Raw genomic sequence first — 19,930 nt, 5'->3', positions numbered from 1 at the left:
TTCCTCTTCCGGGTGAATCTGGGTGGGCAGTCGAGAGCGGCGCCGCCGCGGCCCCATCGGCGCATACAGCCACACCACCCTTTTTGCGATAGGAGCGCACCATGCCCGCACGCCAGAAACCTGAGCGCACCCTTGTGGACCCGATTTCCACAATCAACGATTATCTTGCTCGCGCCGATTGGCGCGTGAACGCGAACGCGAATCAGGGCTACAGCGTGGGCGGTCTCGTGCTCAACTCGGCGGGCAAGCTCGTCGCGAATTATTGGCTCGACGAAGTTTTCAGCGAGGAGGCGGGTCGCGCTCACCGTGAAGGCGACATCTATATCCACGACCTCGACATGCTCACCGGATATTGCGCCGGGTGGTCGCTGCGCACGCTGCTTCAAGAAGGTTTCAACGGTGTTCCGGGCGCAATTGCCTCCGCGCCGCCGAAGCACTTCTCGAGTGCGTGCGGGCAGATCGTGAATTTCCTCGGCACCCTGCAAAACGAGTGGGCCGGCGCGCAAGCGTTCAGTTCATTCGACACGTACATGGCACCCTTTGTGCGGCTTGATTCTATGAGCTATAGCGAGATTCGCCAGAACATGCAAGAACTCATCTATAACCTCAATGTGCCGAGCCGCTGGGGAAGCCAGTGCCCGTTCACAAACCTCACGTTCGACTGGCATTGCCCGGAGGATCTACAAGAGCAATACCCGCTTGTAGGTGGCGAGGTGTGCGACTTTACGTACGGCGAACTGCAAGAGGAAATGGACCTCATCAATCGCGCCTACATCGACGTGATGACTGAGGGGGACGCGAATGGTCGAGTATTTACCTTCCCCATTCCCACCTACAACATCACTCGTGATTTTGATTGGGACTCGCCGAACACCGAGCGCCTGTTTACGATGACGGCGAAGTATGGCCTCCCGTACTTCCAAAACTTCATCAACTCGGAGCTTGACCCCGGGCAGATTCGCTCGATGTGCTGCCGCCTTCAGCTTGATTTGCGTGAACTCCTCAAGCGCGGCAACGGCCTTTTTGGTAGCGCCGAGCTGACTGGCTCGATCGGCGTGGTCACGATGAACATGGCGCGCCTCGGCTACCTTCACAAGGGGGATGAGCACGCGCTCGTGAACGCTCTCGATCACCTCCTCGAACTCGGGAAAGACACGCTTGAGAAGCGCCGCGCGACCGTGCAGGAGCTCATCGATCGCGGACTCTACCCGTATACGAAGCGCTACATGGGGCACCTCGGCAACCATTTCTCGACGCTCGGCGTGAACGGTATGAATGAAATGGTGCGCAATTTTACGGGCGACACCGAGAACCTCGTGACGGATGCTGGGCGTGCGATGTGCGTGCGCATCCTCGACCATATTCGCGAAAAGATGGTGCAGTTCCAGGAGGAGACGGGGAACCTCTATAACCTCGAGGCCACTCCGGCGGAAGGGGCAACGTATCGCCTCGCCAAAGCCGATCGCGAGCGTTTCTCCGGTATTCTCCAGGCCGGCACGGAGGAAAATCCGTATTACACGAATTCCTCGCAGATTCCCGTGGGCGCCACCGAGGATCCGTTCGAGGCACTCGAATGGCAAGACGAGCTGCAAACCAAATACACCGGCGGCACCGTGCTGCACCTTTACATGAATGAGCAAATGAGTTCGCCCGAGGCCGCGAAACGGCTCGTGAAGCGTGCCCTCTCGAACTTCCATCTTCCGTATCTCACCATCACTCCAACCTTCTCGATCTGCCCGAGCCACGGCTACCTCAAGGGTGAACATCGCGAGTGCCCCACGTGCGGCGACGTGTGCGAAGTATGGACGCGTGTCATGGGTTATCACCGGCCCGTAAGCTCGTTCAATATCGGGAAAAAGGGCGAATTTGAAGAACGCACATTTTTCACGGAAAGCGCGGCCGGAAACCACGGAAAAATCACGGGTTCCGACGCTCGCTCGGCAACCGTCGTGACTGCATGAGCGCACGCTCCACCCCGCCTGCGGCGAAGGATCTGCGAATCGCGGGCCTCGTGCCCCTTTCAACCGTGGATTGGCCCGGCACGCTCGCGGCGACCCTGTTTCTCCAGGGCTGCCCGTGGAGGTGCAGCTATTGCCACAATCGGGCGATTCTCGATCCGCGCACGCCGGGCACGGTGTCGTGGAGCGAGGTTCGCGACCTGCTGGCCAGGCGGCGGGGCCTCCTCGACGGTGTCGTCTTTTCCGGTGGCGAGGCCACGATGCAGCACGCGCTCATCCCCGCGCTCGAGGAGGTTCGCGACCTCGGCTTTCGCGCCGGTCTTCACACGGGAGGCGCGTTCCCCACACGCATCGAGGCACTCGTGAATGCCGCGGGCGGCCCCCTCGTGGATTGGGTGGGTTTCGACCTTAAAGCTCCGCCCGAGGTTTTCGAGGCAACCGTCGGAATGCCCGTCACCGGGCGGGGACCCGCCCGATCCTGGGAAAATTCGCGGCGCTCGTTTCTCGCACTTGCGCGCGCCGGCGTTGACGTGGAGCTCCGCACGACTCTTACTCCGCTGCTCGCCCCGTATGCGCCGCGAATCGTGGAGGTTGCTTCGGATTTGTGGCGCGAGGCGGGCGTGCCGCGGCATGCGCGGAGCCTGGTGTTTCAGCAGGTGAGAAGCACCGGGGCCTCTGAATCTTTTGCGTGCTCGCTCCCCGAGAAGCCCCGGTGGGACCGCATGTTTGAGACGGTGCTCGAGCGCGCGCGCGCCACGGGTGAAATCGTGGGAGTCGACGTCGAGGCGCGCCGTGCGGATCTCACTGAGGCGAATGTGATGAAAAAATAAAAGGTGAGATGTGCTCCCACTGCTCATCCTCGTGGCGAAATGTGAAACGAAAGGCCTGGTAGGTGGCGATTTTTGGAATTAGTCACGAGAGGGAAATGGGCTCTAGCGCGGAGTGTGGGGTGTGCGCTAGGCTCAAGGGTGGTAACGAGGTGATTTCTGCGCCTACGCCGCCCGGCGGTGTTGGAAGAGATCCCAAGTGATGATGCAGTGCATCCGTCGCGCTCATTCCCCCTGAGCGCGGCATTTTCCTCAACTAAGAAGGATTGAAGAATGGCTTCTTCTCGTAGTACGGCACCCCGCAGGCTGAGGCCGCGCGCCGGTGTTGCTGCGCTTTCGGCTGTCGCGCTCGCGGTAGGCGCGCTCGGCGCATTTCCCCACAGTATTTTCGCGCCGCAGCCCGCGGCCGCCGCGACACTCACCGGAGGCATCCGCGGCGCCAACGGCGAAGGTGTCGTGGAAAAGGACGCTCAGAAGGCCTCGGACCTGCCGGCTGGTTCCTGTACGCTTAAAGGCGCTTCAGGTGAAGGCAGTCAGGCGGGCTTCTCGTGGGCTATCTACGAACCCGCGGCTGAAAGAGCCGATAAAAGGTCGTTCGGGGTGGAGCTCACCTTCGATGGTTCGCAGGATCGCACCTTCAATGACTGGGTTGTGCGTGGCACAAACGCTAAAGCCGGTGAATACGCGGTCAAAGGTGAATATCCCGCCCTGGGGCCCAACGACCAGAACCCTCTCAGGACCTCCAAACCTCCAACGGACAAGGCCGACGAGGTCTTGTCCGTCGCTAAAACCGGTCGTCAACCCTGGACGGCGACGATAGCTCCGGAGCTGTCGTCTGAGAAGATCGCGCAATATGCGGAGGCGACCGCAGAGGAGCCCGTAAGGTACCTCTGGGCTGCTCGGTATTCCCAAGACAATCCGCATAGCGATACCCAGTTGTTCCGTAACACAGACGTCAGCGCAACTGTGAACCCGTGGCCGAGCGAAAACGTGGACTGTAACCCGATCACGGTGACGTGGGAGGACATCACGAAGCATGTGATCGTTCCCGGTGAAGAAACGAAGGTGGGGCACATCAACGTGCCGAAGCCCGCAGAGGGCGCTGACGATTCGCTTTCCCGCATCGTCGTCGAAGCGAATGATGGCGTCGGAAAGTTCCTCGGTACGAGCGACACCGCAGCCTCGGGCGGCGGCGAAAAGCTCCTGCGCGTGGACGAGAACGGCGATATTTTCTACACGTGGCCCGCGTACCGCGACGCGGACAATGCCGATCAGATGAAGGAGCAGCGCGAAATCGCTGGCCAGCAGAACGTGAACTTCTCGGTGATCGCGAAGCCGCGCACGGTGGATCAGCTCGAGAACGCGGCTGTCCAGCGCAATAACGGCGGTGCTTTCGCCGTCGTCTCCGATGAGTCCAACTCGCTTACGCGCTACAACACGCCAAACGTGATCGACAGCAAGGCGTTCTCGCTCGATGACACGATGTACCACGATCCGAAGTACGACAAGGCTGACGCCACCATCATCTCCGGCGTCGAGGGCCCGAAGGGGCCGCTTGCCGAAGCTCGCCAGTCGGTGACCTTCACACAGGTTCCCGACAAGATCGCTGACCTCATCAAAAAGAAGGCCGACGGTGGCCAGGAGGCCACGGTCGCGCTCGATGAGACGTACGTCTACGACGGGTGGGACGTTGCACTTGACCCCACCACACATAACGTCACCGTGACGGCCCCTGAGAACCCCGTCCCGGGCACGTTCGCCCAGCCTCGCGTGATCGTGACGTACTCGAACGGGTCGAAGGATATGATCCCGCTGCTCGTCGTGATTGACCCGAACAACACGCAGGTCACGGATCTCGTAAACCCCGGCATGACGAAGGGGGCGCCGAACACGTCGCTCACCTCGCAGATCACCACGAAACCCGTCATGAAGGGTAAGAAGGCAGTCGCGCCGGCGAAATTCGAAGTTGATCCCTCGACCGTTCCGAGCGGCTGGACCGTGACGGTAGACGAGAAGGGGAACGTTACCGCGAAGGCTGACGACACGGTCCCCTCCGGTACCGTCATTACCCCGAAGGTCACCGCAACCTACCCGGACCAGACCACCGACGAGATCAAGGTGCAGTTCCAGGTTGTGGAGAACATCAAGGTGCCGGAGTACCCCACCGTGACCGGTACGAACGGTGACAAGGTTTCCCTGCCCGTGAGTGTTCCCGAGAAGGGCCTGAGCGGTAGCGCGGATGACGCTGCCCCGACCCGTTACACCTTCGAAGATGGCAGCCTCACCTACACGAACGGTGACTGGACCGTCACGATCGACGAGAACACCGGCGAGCTCACCTCCACCATCCCCGCGAGCGCCGAAGAGGGCGACACCCTCGACGTCCCCGTGCTCGCGCACTACGGCGATGGCGTGAAGCCTCAGAAGGTGACCGGCACGATCGCGGTCATCGCGGACGGCGCTATCCCGAGCTACTCCGTGGAATCGACAAGCCCGAACACCGCGGTGACGCACAAGATCGACGGCGCGCCCAAGGGCTCCACGTTCTCCTTCGGCATCAAGGACGGTCAGCCCGTCACCGAGCAAGAGGTCGACGGCTGGAAGTACACGATCGATCCCAAGACTGGTGACGTCACCGCGACGCCGCCTGCGAGTGCGAAGCCGGGCGACAAGAAGACCGTCGCCGTCACGGTGAACCGCCCCGACGGTTCCACCCCGAAGGTGCCCGTCACCACCGTGGTGAAGCTGTCTAATAACTGGGAAGCTGAACCTTCTTATCCCGTAGAGACCGTGTACCCGGGCGAGACCGCTAAGTTGCCGGTTGCTCTGGATAAGCCGGACAACGTCAACGTCGCGAAGGAAAACCCATACAAGCTGGGTGATGTGCCTGCCGATTGGAAGGTCAGCATTGACGACAACGGCCAGGTCACCGCGACTGCTCCCGCAGACGCGAAGCCAGGTGATCAGGTCAAGATTCCGGTTACTGTGACTTACGAGGACGGCTCTACCGACACCGCTTACGCTGTGGTGAACGTTATTGACGTTCCCACCCGCGAGGTGCCGTTCAAGGTCGAATACAAGTACGACGACACCATCCCTGCCGGCGAGTACAAGGTTAAGACCAAGGGCGAGCCGGGCTCGGAGAAGCAGAACAAGGACGGCAGCTGGGAGCAGACGAAGGCTCCGGTGAACGAAGTCGTCGTCATCGGCACGAAGCCGGCGGCGAGCACGAAGGACGTGACCTGGAAGGTTCCGATCCCCTTCCCGACTGAGGTTCGCGAGAACCCGGAGCTGAAGCCTGGTGAAACCCGGGTAGTCCAGGAAGGCGAGAACGGCGAGAAGACCTACACCGCCAAGTTCACCGCCGAGGGTGGCGACGCTCAGGTGGCCGAAGAGGAAACCACTAAGGAGCCGAAGCCACGCATCATCGAGTACGGTCCGGGCCTGGCCCCCAGCGAGCTCGTGACAAAGACTGAGAAGCCGATTCCTTTCCCGACGAAGGTCGTTTTCGATGACACCCTCGCCGAGGGTGAGCAGGTTATCGACCAGCAGGGCGAGCTCGGCACCGAGGTAGAGACCTCAACTCAGAAGCTCGTGGACGGCAAGCCTTCGGGTGAACCGACCGTGACAACCGAGCGCACCAAGGAGCCGACCGAGCAGATCATTCGCGTAGGTACGAAGACCGCCGGTGAGACCAAGAAGACCGTCGAGTCCGAGGTCCCGTTCGGTGTGAAGATCGAGTTCGATCCGAACATGCCTGCCGGTACGTCTGAGGTTGTGACCGAGGGCAAGCCAGGTAAGAAGACCACCACGGTGACCCAGAAGGTCACCAACTCTCAGCCCGATGGCGAAGCCACCGTGGAGGAGAAGGTCACCGAAGAGCCCGTCGACCAGGTCGTCAAGGTCGGAACCAAGCCGTCTGAGGCGTCCGAGAAGGTCACCTGGACTGCCCAGGTTCCGTTCGAGGTGGAGACCCGCCCGAACCCGGAGCTGAAGCCGGGTGAGATCAAGGTCGTCCAGAAGGGCGTGCCCGGCGAGAAGACCTACACCGCTGACTTCACTGCCACGGGCGACCAGGCAACTGTCACCCCTGAAGAGAAGCAGACCAAGGACCCGGTCAACGAGATCATCGAGTACGGTCCGGCAGCCGAAGACACCACCGTCGTGACCAAGACGGAGAAGCCGGTGCCGTTCGAGACCGAAATCGTCTTCGACGACAAACTCGAGGCCGGCAAGCAGGTTGTCGACAAGCAGGGCGAGAACGGCACCGAGGTTGTCACCTCGACGCAGAAGATCGTCGACGGCAAGCCTTCGGGCGACCCCGAGGTGACCACCGAGCGCACCAAGGAGCCTGTCAAGCAGATCATCCGAGTTGGCACAATGACAACGGGTGAGACCTCGAAGTCTGTTGAGACTGAGGTGCCGTTCGGCGTGAAGGTGGAGTATGACCCGACGATGCCTGCGGGCGAGTCGAAGACCGTCACCGAGGGCAAGCCGGGCAAGAAGACCGTCACGGTGACCCAGAAGGTCACCAACTCGAAGCCGGATGGCGAAGCCACGGTCGAGGAGAAGGTCACCGAAGAGCCCGTCGATCAGGTCATCAAGGTTGGCATCAAGCCCGCTGAGAATACTGAGAAGGCCGAGTGGACCGTTCCGGTGCCCTACAGCACCACGGTGCGCGTAAACCCGGACCTCGCTCCCGGTGAGACCCGCGTTGTTCAGAAGGGCGAGAACGGCGAAAAGTCCTTCACCGCCATCTTCCGTTCTGTTGGTGATGAGTCCTACGTTGCTGAGGGCGAAACCACCAAGGAACCGGTCGAGGAAATCATCGAGTACGGCCCGCAGGCTGAGGACACCTCTGTTGTCACCAAGACTGAGAAGCCAGTCCCGTTCGAGACGGAAATCGTCTTTGATGATTCGTTGAAGGCTGGCGAGCAGGTCGTCGACAAGCAGGGCGAGAACGGCACCGAGGTCGTGACTTCGACGCAGAAGATCGTCGACGGCAAGCCTTCGGGTGACCCGACCGTCACCACGGAGCGCACCAAGGAGCCGACCAACGCGGTCATCCGTGTGGGTACCAAGACTGAGGGCACGAACACCACTGAGTCCGAGGTTGAAGTTCCGTTCGAGACCGAGATTCAGTTCGATGACTCCATGCCTGCCGGCACCCAGGAGACTGTCCAGGAGGGCAAGCCGGGCAAGGATAAGGTGACCACCACCCAGACCATTGAGAACTCGAAGGTCACGGGTACAACGACCGAAACCGAGCGCATTGCTGAGCCGGTCAAGAAGATCATCAAGGTTGGAACCAAGGGTGACACCACCTCCAAGACCGTGGAGTGGACCGAGAGCACCCCGTTTGAGGTAGAGGTTCGCGAGAATCCCAAACTCAAGGCTGGCGAGACCAAGGTTGTCCAGGAGGGCAAGCCGGGCGAGGTCAAGCACACCGTCACGGTGACTTCCGACAACGGTGAGATCACCACGGATGACTCGACTGAGACCGTCAGCGAGCCAACTAAGCAGATCATCGAGGTTGGAACCGCTCCGAGCCAGACTGAGCTGACCGATAGGCACACCGAGCAGCTGCCGTTCGAGACGATCATCGAAGCCGACCCGAACCTCGAGTCGGGCAAGGTTGTCGAGGATCAGGCCGGTGCCTACGGCGAGAAGGAAGTCACCAAAGTCTGGAAGCTTAAGGACGGAGTTGCCGTCGGAGATCCGGAGACCACCGAGAACGTGACCAAGGAGCCGACACCGCGCAAGCTGCGCGTCGGCACCAAGACGGCTGGCACGAACACCGAGACCTTCGAGACCGAGGTTCCCTTCGGCGTGAAGGTCGTTTACGACCCGAACATGCCCGCTGGCGAGTCCAAGGTGACCACAGAGGGCAAGCCCGGAAAGAAGACCGTGACGATCACGCGAGAGATCGTCAACTCGAAGCCGGGTGACCCGGAGATCTCGGAAGAGATCACCGAGCAGCCCGTCGACCAGGTCATTACCGTTGGCACCAAACCGGGCAAGGCTACCGATGAGCTCACGTGGACGACCGCCGTCGGCTACGAGACCATCATGCGACCCAACCCCGACCTCGCCCCCGGCGAAGTCAAGGTTGTGCAGGAAGGTGAGTTCGGCGAAAAGACCATCACGGTCAAGTTCGATGCCACGATCGAAGAGGGCGGCATTCCCAACGTGTCGACCCGCTCCGACGTGACGACCAAGGATCCGAAGCCGCGCATCGTCGAGTACGGTCCGCGCGCGAAGGACACCTCGGTGGTGACGAAGATCGATCGACCGATTCCGTTCGAGACGGAGATCATCACTGATGACACCCTCGAGTCGGGCACGCAGGTCATCGATCAGAAGGGCGAGAACGGTGTTGAGGTTGTGACCTCGACGCAGAAGATCGTTGACGGCAAGCCTTCCGGCGACCCCGAGGTGACCACCGAGCGCACCAAGGAACCGGTCAAGCAGATCATCCGCATCGGCACTAAGTGCGACTGCGATAACCCGACGCCGGGTGAGGATCCGACGCCTGCTCCGGGTGAGGATCCGTCGGATGACCCGACCACGGAACCGACGCCGGATCCGACGGATGACCCGAGTACCGATCCGACGGACGATCCGACCACGGATCCGACTGAGGAACCGACTCCGGCTCCGACGGATGAGCCGACCACGGATCCGACGGACGATCCGACCACGGATCCGACTGAGGAACCGACTCCGGCTCCGACGGATGAGCCGACCACGGATCCGACGGACGATCCGACCACGGATCCGACGGACGATCCGACCACGGATCCGACTGAGGAACCGACTCCGGCTCCGACGGATGATCCGGCTCCGGTAGACCCGACGGATGACCCGAGCGTTGAGCCTGGTACCCCGGGTACACCCGACGAGCCGGGCACTCCGGATCAGCCCGGTACGCCCGAGAAGCCGACCGACCAGGGCGGCACACCGGATCAGCCCGGTACGCCCGAGAAGCCGGCCGACCAGGGCGGCACACCGGATCAGCCCGGTACGCCCGAGAAGCCGGCCGACCAGGGCGGCACACCGGATCAGCCCGGTACGCCCGAGAAGCCGGCCGACCAGGGCGGCACACCGGATAAGCAGGATCGTCCGGAAGCTTCGTCGCCACTCCCGCTGCCGCGCACCGGTGCAGAGATTGCCGCTACGGCAGGCATCGCGGCGCTGCTCGTCCTTGGCGGCGTGGGTGTTCTGGCACTTCGCAGGAAGTCGCGTTCGCAGCGCTGATGCAGCGCAGATGAGGCCGTGAGGCCGCGTCGTTCACCGCACACAAGTGGCGGGGGAGCGGGAGAAATCCCGAGCCCCCGCCGCTTTCGTATGCCCTCCGGAAACAGCGCACGTTCACCAAGTCGTCACCACGTTCACCCCGAAGTGCAAAGTTGCGGGCGTAACCTTGGGCTGCTTCCCCTTTTCCCATCCGCGTCTCCGTGAGGATTCTTCATGCGCTTTTTCCCCCGCCGTGCCCTGCTCGCCGGCGCGAGCCTGGCCACAGCCAGCGCCCTTGCCCTTTCCGCGACCGCACCCGCGCTCGCGACCGTGAACGATGACGGTTCGAAAACCGTCACCGTCGCAGCCTTCACCGACCTCCACGGCCACCTCGAACGAGTCCCGAACCTCGCCTACCAGATCGAACAGATCAAAGCCGAAAACCCGGGCGACACGATCGTTGCATCCAACGGCGACTCGGTGGGCGGCAGCGCCTACATCTCGTCGGTGCAGAAGGACGAACCCACCATTGAGGCGCTCAACGCGATGGGCCTTCAGGTGTCTTCGGCCGGCAACCACGAGTTCGACAAGGGCTACAAAGAAGACATGGCCGTTGGTGCCCGCCTGAACAAAGAATCGAGTTTCCCGTATCTCGCGGCGAACCTTACCGGCGCCGATCCCGAAGCGATCCCGCCGTACACGATCATCGACACGGACTCGGGCGTGAAGGTCGGTTTCATCGGCACCGCGCCGATCTCGTCCCCGAAGGACATCGCGGTGGATTCCTTCACGAACCAGGGCCTCGCCGTCACGGACCCGGTTGCGGCTGTTGATAAGTACGCGGCGCAGCTCAAAGACGGCGACGAGTCCAACGGCGAAGCCGACGTCGTGATCGCTCTCGTGCACGACGATGCCGACATCGCCGCCAAGGTCGGTGAGAACGTCGATGCCGCGGTGGGTGGCCACAGCCACCGCAAAGCGGAGCTCACAACCGCGAGCGGCGCTCCCGTGATTCAACCGGCAAACTTCGGCAAGCTTCTTGGCCGTTTCGACATCACCGTCGCCGCTGACGGTGAGGTGAGCGTCGACGCATCCATGAGCGAGGTCGCCGACATCGAGCAGACCCCCGACGCGCCCACCGACCAGAAGGCGATGGACATCTACTCCAAGGCCGCCGCCTACGCTGAAAAGACCAACAAGACCCTCGCCGAAATCGAGGGCAAGGCTCTCACCGCCCGCTCCTCGGGCGCCGAATCCACGGCCGTGAACATGATTGCCGACGGTTTCCTCGCCTGGGGCAAGGACCAAAAACAGGGCGCCGACCTCGGCTATCAGAACGCTGGCGGCACCCGCGCTGACCTTGATCCTAACCAGGACGGCAAGATCACCGTTGTCGAATCGGGGACGGTGCAGCCTTTCGGCAACACGCTCGGCACGGTCGAGATCACGGGCGCGCAGTTGATCGGTCTTGTGGAAGCCCAGTTCGGTACCGATGACTCCGGCAAACCGCGTGTCAAGAACGCCGGCTTCAGCCGCAACCTTTCCTACACCTACAACCCCACCTCCCCCGAGGGGTCGAAGGTGATGGACGTGCGCCTCGACGGTAAGCCGGTCGAGGCGAAGACAACCTACACGGTCGCCACGACTTCCTACCTCCTCTCGTCCGTATTCGGTGAGGGCAAGAACCGCATCGATTCGACCGAAGTTGACCTCGACGCGTTCAATGCATGGCTCCAGAAGGTCTCGCCTTACAAGGTCGATCAGGGGCAGCGCGGCATTGGCTTTGCGGCCTCAGCAGAGTCGTTCAAGGCTGGCGACAAGGTTGAGATCAGCCTCAGCTCGCTGTCCATGACCGCTGACGAGGACAAGCCGACTGAGGCCATCATGTATGACGAGAAGGGCAACGAGCTTGGCCGTGGTCCTGTGGACAACACGCTTGATGGCAACGAGACCGGCAAGGCCACGTTCACCATCACGATCCCGAACTACACCGAGGCTGGTTCGTACGTTTACACGATCAAGGCCGGCGCCACGACCGGCTATGTTGTTCTCGCGTTCGATCAGAGCGCTGTAGCGCCCGATACCGGGAACGGTACCGAAGAGGCCCCGGCGGATGGGTCCGGCCAGGATGATTCCGACGGTACCTCCGCTCCCGGCGATACCGAGGGCGTTCCGGCGCCTGCTGGCGGCAGGGGCCAGGATGTTTCCGGTTCGGCTACCTCGCGCGGTTCGCGTGTGTCGGCGCTTCCACGCACGGGTGCTGAGTCGCTTGGTGTTGCGGGGGTGGCCTTCGCGATGGTCGCTGCAGGTGGCGTGCTCGTCGCGCGCCGCCGCGCTGACCGCGCCTAGCTTCTCGCGATCTGCGTCGTGCGGGACTCGGGCCCGGGCCGATGAGGCTCGGGACCGAGTCTTGTCGTTTAATGGCGGCGGGCTGGGTGCCGAGCCCTCCCGAATTTCGACGGGAAGATGTGCGGGCTCGGCGACTATGAGGGGGCGATGGTCTCGAGGCCGACGCTTTCGCAAGCTTCCGCGAGGCGGTGATCGTATGTCAGCATGGCGGCTGCACCCAAGCGGAGAGCGCTTTCGAGATGGAGGGCATCGAGGGTTCGAAGATGCTTCCCGGGCAAGAGGCCTGCGCTCCGAAAGGCTGTGCGATCCAAAGTGGCGAGTGAAACCCCGGCGAGGATTGCCGTGGCGACCTTTTGCTCGACGCCTTCGCGAACGGCGATCCGCCTCAGCTCAGTTTCGAGCAGGTCGCTCGAAACGAGTTCGGTCTGTGAAGCGTCGAGCCAAGAACTGAGCGCGGAGGAATCCGGTTCGCCGAGGAGTAGCTTCGCCAACGCGGAAGTATCAACATAGATTCGCGGCGCGACAGTCATAGTCGTTCCGCCCGCACGTCATCTAATGCTCGCTGCGCGCGACCGCTCGGAAAGGACGTGACGTGGGAATCGACGAGGTCGCTCCAACCGCCGATTCTCGAGGCGGGCCGCGTGATCGGAAGGCGAGGTTCCTGTTCGTCGATGGGCACGAGACGAGCGACAGCTTCGCCGCGATTCGTGACGACGAAAGATTCGCCCGCAGCGACTGCGCGTAGCACGCGCGCGGATTGATTCCTTAGCTCACGCTGCGGGAGGGTACGGTCAATTCCGAGTGCTTCGCTCATGCGGCAAACGTAGCACGTGTGCTACGCCGGCTCAAGGGGAGTGCGCCGGTGCGTCAAGGGAGGTTGTCGCCGTAGGTGCATCAGTGTTGGCTAATTTCGGCTGGTGCTAGTCGGCGGTAAGGGGCGCCACCATGATCCCTCCGTCACGTTCCACCGCGCGCCCCTTGGTCGAGGCCGGCATAGACGATAATCTCGCAGGCGGTAAAGATTTGCAGTCGCTGCACGTTTTGTGTGGTGGTGCACTGGCGAAAAGGGGATCATGTCTACATCAGTCCAGACCCGCGTGGAGCGAGGCGACGCACCGGTAGAGTTCACCGGCCTTGACCGCGACGGCAAACTCGTGTTCTTAGGCCTCATGCTCGGCATGTTCGTTGCCGCGATCTCGCAGACGATCGTCGGCCCCGCGATGCCGCGCATCGTCGCCGAGCTCGGAGGCATGGAGCACTACAGCTGGATCGCGACCGCGGCGATGCTTGTGTCGGCCGTCGCGGTGCCCGTCGTCGGCAAACTCTCGGACATGTACGGCCGCAAAAAGTTCTACATTGCGGGCCTCGTCGTGTTCATGATCGGCTCGGCAATGTCGGGCATGGCCACGAACTTCTGGTTCCTCGTCGTCTCCCGCGCCGTGCAGGGGCTCGGCATGGGCACGATCATGCCGCTGAGCCAAACGATCATTGGTGACATCATTCCGCCGCGCCAGCGCGGCAAATACCAGGGCATCATGGGCGCCGTGTTCGGCGTGTCCTCGATCGCGGGCCCGCTGTTTGGCGGCTGGGTGACGGACAATTTCGGTTGGCGCTACCTTTTCTATCTCACGCTTCCGCTCGGTGTCGTTGCCCTCGTGTTCCTCGCGAAGTTCATGCGCCTGCCGCACACGGGGCGTGCCGGAAAGTTCGACCTCATCGGGGCGCTCACTCTCACGCCGGGCCTCGTGATCGGCCTGCTCGCCGTGTCGTGGGGCGGCAACACCTACGACTGGGACTCCGCAGTCATCATGACGATGTTCGTGGTGGCGGCGCTGTTCCTCGCCGCGTTTGTGCTGATCGAAATGCGCGCCGAGAACCCCCTTATCCCGCTGCACATGCTTGCTGACTCGCAGGTCTCCCTCTCGATCCTCGCAAGCTTCGCGATCGCGGTCGCCATGTTTGGCGGCATTATCTACATCCCCGTGTTCGCGCAGGGCGTGCTTGGTGTCTCCGCCACGAATTCGGGCGCAATCCTCATTCCGCTCAACCTTGCCATGATCCTCACCTCGATCGTCATGGGCATCCTGATCACAAAATGGGGCCGGTACAAGGGTCTGCTCGTCGCGGGCGGCATCATCATGAGCGCCGGCTACCTCCTGCTCGCCCGCCTCGATTGGCAGTCCACGCAGCTTCATCTCACGCTTGTCATGATCGTGATCGGTATGGGGCTCGGGATGTGCATGCAGACCTACACCCTCATCGTGCAGAACGCTGTGCCCCGTGAAGAACTCGGCGTCGCCACGTCAGCCGTGCAGTTCTTCCGCAATGTTGGCTCGACGATCGGCACCGCCGTTCTCGGCTCCGTCATGAGCGCTAATCTCATGCCGAAGATTCAGGCGCAGCTCCCGCCGCAGGCTGCCGCAGCCATGGGCAAATTCGGTGGGGACTCCGGCGGTGGCGCCTCCGCGATCCTTGATCCGTCGAAGCTCAAGGGGATCCCCGCCCCGATTGTCGAGGCGATCCGTCACGGCATGGGCGATGCCATGCACGTCGTCTTCATGACGGCTGCCCCATTCGCGATTGTCGCCCTCGTGCTCTCGCTGTTCATCCGCCACACCGAGCTGCGCAGCACCAACTAACACGTGAGGAACTGCGTGGGGCCGCCCGGGCCGAAATTGCTCGGGCGGCCCCGCCCTCCCTCCCTACGACGAAAAGGTGATCGACGTGAGCGATACGGCCGCAACTGACAACGGGAAACCGTTGGACGCTCCAGCGTGCCACGAGGGCTTACGCGAGCGGAAGAAACGCGAATCGCGTGAGGCGATGCACCTCGCGGCGCTTGAGCTCGTGGCCGAGCACGGTTTTGAGCAGGTCACGGTTGATCAGATCGCCGAGCGGGCGGGCGTTTCACCGCGCACGCTGTTCAACTATTGGGGCACGAAAGAGGCGGTCGTGCTCGGTGTGGATACCGAGAACGTGAGGACGTTTGTGGGCATGCTCGAGGAGAGGCCCGCTGGGGAGGCCGCGCGTGATTCCATGCGTGTTCTGATCGAGGCGCATGTCAAGGAAGCGTCGATGCGCAGCGAGAGCCGCAACCTCAAGAAGCACGTGATGATGCGTGAGCCGCAGCTGATTCAGATCGTCGCTAACCGCAACAAAGAGGTGAGCATGCAGCTCAGGGATGTTCTCGCGCAGCGTCTTTCGCCGACCCTCGGAGCGGAACGCGCGCGCGATGCCGCGGCGATTCACGTTTCGCGGGCCGTGGCGACCTTGCGGAGCGTCTACGCTATTGCTGTCAATCGAAATGTGGATCTCGCCGAGGCTCTGCCGATCTTCTACGATCTTGACGAATCGGGATGCCTCGACCTGTAGATCGCAACCGCAAGGAGTTTCGCACCATGGCCGACACCGCCCAGCCCCACAACGCGCCTGCGACGAGCGACCTCGTTGCCGCCTACAACTTTGCTGAGCCGCGCATCCACCTCGGTGCGGTGGTCGAGAGCGGTGAACCGAATCCTAAGGCCCCGCTCTACATGCCGCTCGGAATGCTGAACCGGCACGGTTTGATCGCGGGCGCCACCGGTACCGGTAAAACGAAAACTCTTCAGCTCATTGCGGAGCAAATTGCGGCGGCAGGAACCCCCGTTTTCGTGGCGGATATGAAGGGTGACCTTTCCGGAATCGCCGTTGCTGGGCAGGCGTCGGAAAAACTTACCGCGCGCGCGAAAGCCCGCGGCCAAGAATGGGTCTCCCGTGCCGGTACCACCGAATTTTTCTCACTCGGTGGCCATGGCAAAGGAGTGCCGATCCGCACGACGGTCACGGAATTCGGCCCGGTACTCCTTTCGAAGGTTCTTGGCCTCAACGACACGCAAGAATCCTCGCTCTCCCTCATCTTCCACTACGCCGACCAGAGCGGTCTCGCGCTCCTCGACCTCAAGGATCTGCGCGCCCTCATTCAATACCTCACGACCGACGGCAAGGATGAGCTCAAGAGCATCGGTGGGATTTCCACCGCGACCGCCGGCGTCATTCTGCGCAACCTCACCCAGTTCGAAAACTCCGGCGCCGATGCCTTCTTTGGCGAGCCCGCGTTCAACGTCGAGGACTTCCTGCGGAAGGATTCCGACGGCCGCGGGATGATCTCGTGCCTTGAACTTCCGGGCGTTGCCGAACGACCGGAGCTCTTTTCGACCTTCATGATGTGGATGCTTGCCGAGCTGTATCAGGTACTGCCCGAAGTGGGCGATCTTCCGCAGCCGAAACTGGTGTTCTTCCTTGACGAAGCGCACCTCCTCTTCAAGGGCGCCTCGAACGCGTTCATTGACCAGGTCATTCAAACGGTTCGGCTTATTCGCTCCAAGGGCGTGGGCGTCTTCTTCATCACCCAATCGCCCAAAGACATTCCCGCCGATGTGCTCGCGCAGCTCGGCAACCGCGTTCAGCATGCGCTGCGCGCCTTCACCCCCGACGACGCGAAGGCCATCAAAAAGGCCGTTGCCACCTACCCCACGACCGAATACGACCTCGAAAAGCTCCTCACCTCGCTTGGGACCGGCGAAGCGGTCGTGACCGTCATGAACGAAAAGGGCGCCCCGAGCCCCGTCGCCTACACCGCGATGCGTGCCCCCGAATCCTCGATGGAGCCCGCGCCTGAGGCGGATGTGGACCGGATCGTCGCCGCGAGCACCCTCGCAGGCCAGTACGGGAACGTCGTGGACCGCGAGAGCGCCTACGAGATCCTCAAGGCTCGCGCGGAAGGTGGTCAGGTGGGCGAGAAGGAGTCCGACGCTTCCCCGGCAACCGTCGGAACCGAGAAGCCCAGGGCGAGCGAGAATGACGCTGCCGACTCGACGCCCGCGAAAAACGAGCCCGGTTTCGTGGAGAAGATCGCGAGCAATAGTGCGGTGAAGAGCTTCTTCCGTTCGGCGGGGACGGTGCTTGGGCGTGAGATTACGCGTTCGCTGTTCGGGACCACGAAGAAGCGCCGCCGGCGTTAGCCCTCTCGCCATCTCTGATTGACGCCCCTCACCCCCGGCATTCCTCCAATGACATGCCTGGCGTTGGGGGCGTCAGTTTTTAAGGACCGTTGGGCGCGTGTGAGGGCCTGGCGCATGAGTGGTCATGGCTTGCCTAACACTGGCATAACAATCTTGTAACGATTGTGCGGGAGGCTGTGAATGTGGAATAGCCTCAATAACTCGGTAGTAGCTTACGGACGGGTGAGAAAAACCGTATAACGGATGCTCGTCGGTGTGGACGAAAGTTGCGGATTGGGGGAGAGGGGGCGAGTGGTAAGTTGTGGACCAACGTTTTGGCGGCTTACCGAACTGTGAGTGCGGTGTTAGTGTTCCATCCATGGAGCGCCTTTGCGTATGTTCATGCGCTTGTGCGCCCCGTACCCCCTCAATGCTTATTGATAGGAACATTCATGGTTTTTGATGCTTTCCGTACGCGGAACACCCACCGTGCGACCGCCGCAACAACGCCGCTGTGGCGCCGCGGGGCCGCAGCTCTCGCCGTCGGCGCGATCCTCGGCACCGCGAGCGTGGCTGGCGCTGGCGCGTTCGACACGCCTTTTGTGTCCGCTGCTTCCGCCGCAGACTCGACCTCGCCGCTCACTCCGATCAACGCCGACGCCATCGAGAGCGGTTACATCAGCAAGACGGTCGACACCACCAACGCGCGTGGTGTTCTTTCTGGTACGGCCCAGGTTGTCAACAACAACGGCAACCCGTCGACGTTCCAGAGCAACAACTTCCCCGTTCCCGACGGCACCACCGTGTACCTGCGCTGGTTCGACAAGGATGGAGCGGTGTCGCCCGTCTACACGGCGAAGACCACGAGCGCGGTTGATACCAACGGTGACGGCGTCGCAGGTGGCTCCTACGCCTTCGACCTTCGCGTCAACGAGAAGGGCGAGCTTGAAAAGGACGCCAAGGGTAACGTCGTGGCGGGCTGGAAGGATCACTCCGGCAAACGCCACGCCTACACCGCATCTGCCGGTCAGTACTACCGTCTTTGGATCCCCGAATACAAGGATCCCGAAACTGGCAACACCGTGACGATGATCCGCCAGAATGGTGGCTTCTTCCCCGGCTCGTTTGTGAACTCGGTTACCGACTCCAACCTGGGCCAGTGGCCGTTGATCGGCACCAACATGCAGAAGACCGGCGTTCTCATGGCTGAGCGCGCCGAGGGCTACATGACCCGCCCGCGCAGTGAGTGGGTAGAGGACACGGCAGGTCCGATCGCCAAACCGGGCCTCGTGACCGGTTTCACCGAAGCGGATAAGTCCTCGATCTCCGGTCAGGTGTGGCTTGAGACGAGCGCCGGTGACCGTGCCAACTCGGCGACCGGCCCCGTGAACAATGGTGATGCCGATCCGGACGCCAAGGGCTACCGCGTCGTGATCTCGAAGCTCACCGACAAAGGCATCGCTGCCTATAACGACCAAGTGGCAAGCCTCGACGACTCGAAGAAGGCGGCCGCGACCAAGAGGCTTCTCACTGACCACCCCGAGTACATCGCGTTTACGCGCTACGCCACTACGGACGCCAACGGCCGCTACACGGTCCGCGTGCCCAAAGGTGCGCTCGCGCAAGGTGCAGTCACGGCGGACAAGGGCTTCTACATGTTTGTCGAGAATGACAAGGGTGAGAAGCTCGAAACCTATTCGTCGTGGATCAACCCGGAGTACCGCAGCAACGAGAAGACCAACTGGGCTGCCCAGGCAGCGTCCCTCAAGGGCGGTTTCGGCAACACCTACAACGTGAACTTCGCCATCATCCCCACGACCCAGATGAAGCTCGACATTACGAACTTCGACACCACCGCCAACCCGGCGAAGGTGGGGGACACTGCTGAGATCAAGCTCGACGGTGTGGCGCTCTCCCCGCTCAAGAACAAGATTGAGTGGACCGACTCCAAGGGTAAGGTCCTCAAGACTTGTGACAACCTCACGAGCATGACTGAGGCCGAAAAATGCACCTTCACTGTTCCGCAGGGTATGCCCAGCGGTGAAATTGTGCGTGCAACCCTCTACGCCGATACCAACGCAGTAGCCGCCGATTCGTTCATCGTGGACAACGATCCACGCTGGGCTGACAGCGCCAAGACCCCCGAGAAGACCGCAGTTACCATCAAGAACGACGGTGGCCCGGTAGTCGATGGCACCAAGATCGGCACCGTGGAAGGTCCCGGAACCGCCACGCTTAACGACGATGGCAGCATCACGGTGACGCCGAACGACACGGCGAAGCCTGGCGACACGATCACCGTGCCCGTTGTCGCTCCTGACGGCAAAGTCATCGACACCATCACCGTAACTGTCGAAAACCAAGACAAAGACACCGACGGTGACGGCCTGAGCGATGCCAAGGAGAAGGAGCTTGGCACGGATCCGAACAAGGCTGATACCGATGGTGACGGCGTCAATGACGGTGACGAGGTCTCGGGTGAGAAGAACAAGGACTTCGACGGTGACGGTAAGGGTGACCCGACTGATCCGAAGAAGGCTGACACCGATGGTGACGGTGTGAACGATGGTGACGAGATCAC

Annotated in this window: 9 protein-coding genes and 1 pseudogene; 8 read left to right on the top strand and 2 right to left on the bottom strand. The window is 62.0% G+C overall.

Annotated features, from left to right (window positions below; genetic code table 11):
- Window positions 1-101 precede the first annotated feature (101 nt).
- The 4 genes from D8M36_RS07930 (at window position 102) to D8M36_RS07915 (ending at window position 12,370) form a co-directional block, all read left to right on the top strand.
- Window positions 102-1,961 (top strand): ribonucleoside triphosphate reductase, encoded by a 1,860-nt coding sequence (locus tag D8M36_RS07930; protein ID WP_126848056.1) that lies wholly within the window; start codon window positions 102-104, stop codon window positions 1,959-1,961.
- Entirely contained in the window at window positions 1,958-2,788 is an 831-nt protein-coding gene (locus tag D8M36_RS07925; RefSeq protein ID WP_126848054.1) for an anaerobic ribonucleoside-triphosphate reductase activating protein, read from the top strand. The genes D8M36_RS07930 and D8M36_RS07925 overlap by 4 nt, the downstream gene beginning before the upstream one ends.
- Before the next feature lie 270 nt (window positions 2,789-3,058).
- The gene (locus D8M36_RS07920; protein ID WP_126848052.1) at window positions 3,059-10,042 is read left to right on the top strand and encodes a G5 domain-containing protein; all 6,984 of its coding nucleotides are present in this window, start codon (window positions 3,059-3,061) and stop codon (window positions 10,040-10,042) included.
- A 213-nt stretch (window positions 10,043-10,255) separates the two neighbouring features.
- Complete coding sequence (locus D8M36_RS07915) at window positions 10,256-12,370, top strand: bifunctional metallophosphatase/5'-nucleotidase (RefSeq protein WP_126848050.1); 2,115 nt, start codon at window positions 10,256-10,258, stop codon at window positions 12,368-12,370.
- Between the two features lie 134 nt (window positions 12,371-12,504).
- Here D8M36_RS07915 and D8M36_RS07910 read toward each other — a convergent pair whose 3' ends face one another.
- Window positions 12,505-12,900 (bottom strand): type II toxin-antitoxin system VapC family toxin, encoded by a 396-nt coding sequence (locus tag D8M36_RS07910; protein ID WP_065247278.1) that lies wholly within the window; start codon window positions 12,898-12,900, stop codon window positions 12,505-12,507.
- Window positions 12,897-13,184, bottom strand: coding sequence for a type II toxin-antitoxin system Phd/YefM family antitoxin (locus tag D8M36_RS07905; RefSeq protein WP_065247279.1), 288 nt, complete (start codon window positions 13,182-13,184; stop codon window positions 12,897-12,899). Before D8M36_RS07905 ends, D8M36_RS07910 begins: the two co-directional genes overlap by 4 nt.
- Window positions 13,185-13,443: 259 nt before the next feature.
- On the opposite strand from D8M36_RS07905, the gene D8M36_RS07900 reads away from it, so the two are divergent.
- From D8M36_RS07900 to D8M36_RS07885, 4 genes and pseudogenes are all read left to right on the top strand, one after another.
- The gene (locus D8M36_RS07900) at window positions 13,444-15,009 is read left to right on the top strand and encodes an MDR family MFS transporter (RefSeq protein WP_126848049.1); all 1,566 of its coding nucleotides are present in this window, start codon (window positions 13,444-13,446) and stop codon (window positions 15,007-15,009) included.
- Between the two features lie 85 nt (window positions 15,010-15,094).
- Window positions 15,095-15,742, top strand: coding sequence for a TetR/AcrR family transcriptional regulator (locus D8M36_RS07895; RefSeq protein ID WP_126848047.1), 648 nt, complete (start codon window positions 15,095-15,097; stop codon window positions 15,740-15,742).
- 26 nt (window positions 15,743-15,768) lie between these two features.
- The gene (locus D8M36_RS07890) at window positions 15,769-17,370 is read left to right on the top strand and encodes a helicase HerA-like domain-containing protein (protein ID WP_126848045.1); all 1,602 of its coding nucleotides are present in this window, start codon (window positions 15,769-15,771) and stop codon (window positions 17,368-17,370) included.
- Between the two features lie 431 nt (window positions 17,371-17,801).
- Window positions 17,802-19,930: pseudogene (locus D8M36_RS07885) on the top strand (hypothetical protein); the annotation flags it as partial.

It is taken from the genome of Dermabacter sp. HSID17554 (genome assembly GCF_003989295.1).
Classification (GTDB): domain Bacteria; phylum Actinomycetota; class Actinomycetes; order Actinomycetales; family Dermabacteraceae; genus Dermabacter; species Dermabacter vaginalis.
Note: the sequence above shows the minus strand (reverse complement) of the source record. Positions and strands in the feature narration are given on the sequence as shown.